A 4498-nucleotide genomic window follows, 5' to 3' on the forward strand; every position below is an offset into this window, starting at 1 on the left:
CGGCGACCTCGTCCGGCGCCACGACCCCGACGATCGCCGGCCCGTCGAGATCGGCGATGCCTTGCACCAGCGTCTCGACGGCAGCCTCGGGAGTGGTCTCCCCCGGCCGGTCGAGCACGAGGACGACGGCCAGCGAGACGGCGAGCAGCAGGCTCGCCGCACCACAGCCCACGCTCAGGAGCCGGCGTCCTCGCCCGCCCCACAGGCGGCGGACCGCTCGCGGTCCGCTCGCCCGGTCGCGGGCGCCGAGACTGGTCGGCTCGGCGTAGTCGACCGGGCCTGGCGCGCGTGAGTGCTCGCGAGGCCCGGTCACGACGCCGTCAGGACAGCTCGCGCTTGAGGATCTTGCCGGTGGCCGTCATGGGCAGGTCGGCCACGATCTCGAACATGCGCGGGTACTTGTAGGAGGCCATCTGCTCCTTGCTCCACGCGACGAGCTCGTCGGGGGTGGCAGTCGCACCCTTGTCGAGGATGACGACGGCCTTGATCTCCTCGCCGTGGCTCTCGTGCGGCACGCCGATGACGGCAGCCAGCGAGATCTCGGGGTGCGTCATCAGCACCTCCTCGATCTCGCGCGGGTAGACGTTGTAGCCACCGCGGATGATCATGTCCTTCGAGCGGTCGACGATGTAGTACCAGCCGTCGTCGTCCTTGCGGCCGAGGTCGCCGGAGCGGAACCAGTCGTCCTTGATGGACTCCGCGGTCGCGTCGGGGCGGCCGTAGTAGCCCTTCATGATGTTGTGACCCTTGATCGCGATCTCGCCGATCGCGTCGTCGGGGCCGATCTCGTCCCAGCTGTCGGGAGCGAGCAGCTTCATCTCGACGCCGGGGATGGGCGTGCCGATCGAGCCGACGCGGATGTCCTCGCCGAGCTTGCTGAAGCTCGCGACCGGTGAGGTCTCGGAGAGGCCGTAGCCCTCGAGGATCGTGACACCGAAGCGCTTCTCGAACTCCTTGTGCACCTCGACGGGCAGCGCGGAGCCACCGGCCACGGAGACGCGCAGGTTGGCGGCGAGCGCCTTGACGTCCACACCGGAGTCGTCGAGCGCTCCGAGCAGGCCCCAGTACATCGTCGGCACGCCGGCGAAGAAGGTCACGCCCTCCTTGGCCATCGTCTTCAGGGCCGGGTCGGCCTCGAAGCGCGGCAGCATCACGACGGTGCCACCGAAGGCGAAGCCGCCGTTCTGGATGACGGTCTGGCCGAAGGAGTGGAAGAGCGGCAGCACGCACAGGAACGTGTCGGGCTTCTCGGCGTCGGCGCCGAAGAGGTCGACCCCGGCGAAGGCGTTGTCACGCATGTTGCGGTGACGCAGCTCGGCGCCCTTGGGCTGACCGGTGGTGCCGGAGGTGTAGAGGATGACGGCGGTGTCGTCCTCGTCGGTGGCGACCGACTCGAACGTCGGCGCCTGGCTGCCCATGCCCTGGCCCAGCGTCTCGGTGCCCTCGATGGGCGAGGCCGCGGTCGGGTCGGCGGTGATCATGAAGAAGTGCTCGCAGCCCTCGACCTCGCCGAAGCCGGCGTAGCCCTCGGCGCCGATGGCGAGCTCGGGCGTGCCCTGGAAGCAGAAGTAGGCCTTCGCGTCGGAGTCGCCGAGGTGGTAGGCCACCTCGCGTCCCTTCAGCAGCACGTTGAGGGGCACCACGGTGCCGCCGGCCTTGAGGATGCCGTAGTAGACGATCGTGAAGTACGGCAGGTTCGGGCAGCTCAGGGCGACCTTGTCGCCGGGCTCGATGCCACGCTCGACGAGCAGGTTGGCGACCTGGTTGGCGGCGCCGTTGACCTGGGCGTAGCTCAGACGGGTGTCGCCGAAGACGATCGCGTCGCGCTCGGGATAGGTCTCGGTGGTGGCTTCGAGGATGCTGGCCAAGTTGTAGGTGCTCACACCCCTCAACTTACTCAGGCGTCGGTGACGTGCGCCACGTCTTGGCGCACAGACGTGTGGCGCCGCGGTTGTGCATCGCAGGCACCGACGGGCGAGGAGTGGTGCGTCAGGAGCCGAGGATGGCGGCCGCCCGCTTGAGGTCGGAGCGCACCGCGAGGGGTGCGAGTCGGTTGACGACGAGGCCCACCGGCTTGAACGGGCCCGTGGCGCGCACCTCCATGGAGGCCGCCACCTCGCACTGGGCGTCCGCACCGGCGGGTCCGCCGACCACGGGCGTGAAGGTCAGGGTGAGGATCGCCGAGAACCGCCCCCACGTGCCGCGCTCGGACCAGCGGTAGGGACGGTCGGCGTCGGTGAGCTCCATGCGTGGCTTCACCCCGGCCGTCGTCAGGTCGATCCACGACTGCCCGACGACGCCGTCCTCGCCGAGGACGTCGTCGACGCCCTTGAGGCTCGACTGCCACGCGGCACGGTTGTCGGGAGCCACGAGGTAGTCGTAGGCGACCTCGCACGACACCGGGAAGCGCACCGGGCGGCTCACCAGCTCTCCCCCGTCAGCAGGGCGTAGGCCTCGAGGTAGCGCGCGCGGGTCAGCTCGACGACCTCCTCGGGGATCGGCGGCGGGGCCTCCCCGGAGGCACGGTCCCAGCCGGAGGCCGGGGAGAGCGCCCAGTCGCGCACGATCTGCTTGTCGTACGACGCCTGCGAGCGACCGGGCTCCCAGGCATCGGCGGGCCAGAACCGCGACGAGTCGGGCGTGAGCACCTCGTCGCCGAGGACCGTCGTGCCGATGCCGTCACCGGAGGTACGGCGGCCGAACTCGAGCTTGGTGTCGGCCAGGATGATGCCGCGTTCGCGGGCGATCTCCTCGGCGCGGGCGTAGACGGCCAGGGTGGTCTCGCGCAGCTCGGCGGCGGCGTCGGTGCCGATCTCGGCCTCGACCGCGGCGTAGGAGACGTTCTCGTCGTGGTCGCCGAGCGCCGCCTTCGTGGCCGGCGTGAAGATCGGCTCGGGCAGGCGGCTGCCGTCCTGCAGGCCGTCGGGGAGGGCGATGCCGCAGACCTCGCCCGTGGCGCGGTAGTCGAGCAGTCCCGAGCCCGTGAGGTAGCCGCGGGCCACGCACTCGGCGGGATACATGTCGAGCCGCTCGCAGATCACCGCGCGGCCACGCACGTCCTCGGGCACGTCGGTGGAGATGATGTGGCTCGGCACCAGGTCACGCAGCTGCTCGAACCACCACAGCGACATGCGGGTGAGGATCTCGCCCTTGTCGGGGATCGTCGTGTCGAGCACGAAGTCGAAGATCGAGATCCGGTCGCTGGCGACCATCAGCAGCTGGCCGGCGTGAGCGCCGTCGACGACCTCGTAGAGGTCGCGCACCTTGCCCGAGTGGAGGTGTCGGGCGCCGGCGATGGCGGGGGCGTCGGGGATGTTGAGCACCGCAGAAGTGTAGGCACCAACCGAGCCCGCTGCTTCCACCCCGGAAGCGAGGGCGACCCTCGTCCTGCGCCGGAGCGAGGCAGTGGCACAGTGAACCCATGCCGGAGTCCGCCGAAGAGGTCTACGCCCGGGTCGTCGCCGCAGTCGGTGCCGACGGCCATCTCCCGATGCCGCCCTCGGGCGCCTGGGACATCTTTCCGTGGGAGGTCGTCGACGGGCAGATCGTTCCGCGGGTCCTCCCACCGCCGTCCGACGAACCCGCTCGAGGCGGCGAGAGCGACGACAAGCCGTGCGGCGCCTGCCAGGGCTTCGACGCCGAGCAGGTCGTCTGGGAGGACGACGTCTGGGTCCTCACCCACCCCGGCGCGCCGTCCGGACTGCCGATCGTCCTCACGCTCCACCCCCGCGAGCACCTCGACCTGGGCAACCTCGACGACGAGCACGCCTCCCAGCTCGGTCGGATCACCAACCGCCTCGTGCGGATCATGGAGAACCTCCCCGACATCGGCCGGGTGCACGTCAACCGCTGGGGCGACGGCGGCTCGCACCTGCACCAGATGTTCTTCGCGCGCACGGCGCGGCTGACGCACGTGCTCGGCTCGCCGGCGATGGAGTGGGACGACATGATCCCGCCGGGCCCGGAGTCGGTGTGGCGCGCGGACCTCGCCACCGTGGCGGAGAAGCTCGCCAACTGGGGCGGCGAAGCACGGGCCTGAGCGGCACTAGGGTCCAGACATGGCAGACCCCGGGAAGGATCAGGTGCCCCCACCGGGTTCTCCTGACGTGGACACCCCCGCAGCGCCCCCCGCGGCGACGATCGACGCCGACGCACGACGCCGGGCGGAGGCGTTCGCGACCCACGTCGAGCCCGAGATCGACGTCCTGCTCCGCGTCGCTCGCACGCTGACCGGCTCCTGGGCCGACGGCGAGGACGTCGTGCAGGAGACGCTGATCCGCGCCTACCGGGCGATGGACTCCTTCGACGGCCGCCACCCCCGGGCCTGGCTCCTCACGATCCTGCGTCGCACCCACCTCAACAGCGTGCGCCGAACCCGGCCGGTGCTGATCGAGGACCAGTCGCTGGAGAGGCGCCGACCCGCCTTCGGCCAGTCCGCGTCGGCCGCGTCGGCGGAGGACGTCGTGGGCGAGGCCCACCTCGACGACGAAGTCGAGCA

6 protein-coding genes are annotated in these 4498 nt (G+C 70.7%); 2 read left to right on the top strand and 4 right to left on the bottom strand.

Annotation, left to right across the window (positions count from 1 at the left end):
* From VOI19_RS14950 to VOI19_RS14965, 4 genes are all read right to left on the bottom strand, one after another.
* Window positions 1-313 (bottom strand): hypothetical protein (locus VOI19_RS14950; RefSeq protein WP_323793760.1); only part of this gene is annotated, 313 nt, incomplete at its 3' end.
* Between the two features lie 7 nt (window positions 314-320).
* The gene (locus VOI19_RS14955) at window positions 321-1883 is read right to left on the bottom strand and encodes a long-chain fatty acid--CoA ligase (RefSeq protein ID WP_323793761.1); all 1563 of its coding nucleotides are present in this window, start codon (window positions 1881-1883) and stop codon (window positions 321-323) included.
* A gap of 106 nt (window positions 1884-1989) precedes the next feature.
* Entirely contained in the window at window positions 1990-2424 is a 435-nt protein-coding gene (locus tag VOI19_RS14960) for an SRPBCC family protein (RefSeq protein WP_323793762.1), read from the bottom strand.
* Complete coding sequence (locus VOI19_RS14965) at window positions 2421-3323, bottom strand: phosphoribosylaminoimidazolesuccinocarboxamide synthase (protein WP_323793763.1); 903 nt, start codon at window positions 3321-3323, stop codon at window positions 2421-2423. Before VOI19_RS14965 ends, VOI19_RS14960 begins: the two co-directional genes overlap by 4 nt.
* Before the next feature lie 98 nt (window positions 3324-3421).
* On the opposite strand from VOI19_RS14965, the gene VOI19_RS14970 reads away from it, so the two are divergent.
* Window positions 3422-4039, top strand: a complete 618-nt coding sequence (locus tag VOI19_RS14970; protein ID WP_323793764.1) for a hypothetical protein — start codon at window positions 3422-3424, stop codon at window positions 4037-4039.
* Between the two features lie 19 nt (window positions 4040-4058).
* The coding region (locus VOI19_RS14975) for an RNA polymerase sigma factor (protein ID WP_323793765.1) at window positions 4059-4498 on the top strand (440 nt) is incomplete at its 3' end.

The organism is Nocardioides sp., from assembly GCF_034670285.1.
Taxonomy (GTDB): domain Bacteria; phylum Actinomycetota; class Actinomycetes; order Propionibacteriales; family Nocardioidaceae; genus Nocardioides.

Coding starts and splice junctions, on each gene's coding strand:
- VOI19_RS14970 (WP_323793764.1), top strand. CDS start 3,422: ATGCCGGAGTCCGCCGAAGAGGTCTACGCCCGGGTCGTCGCCGCAGTC.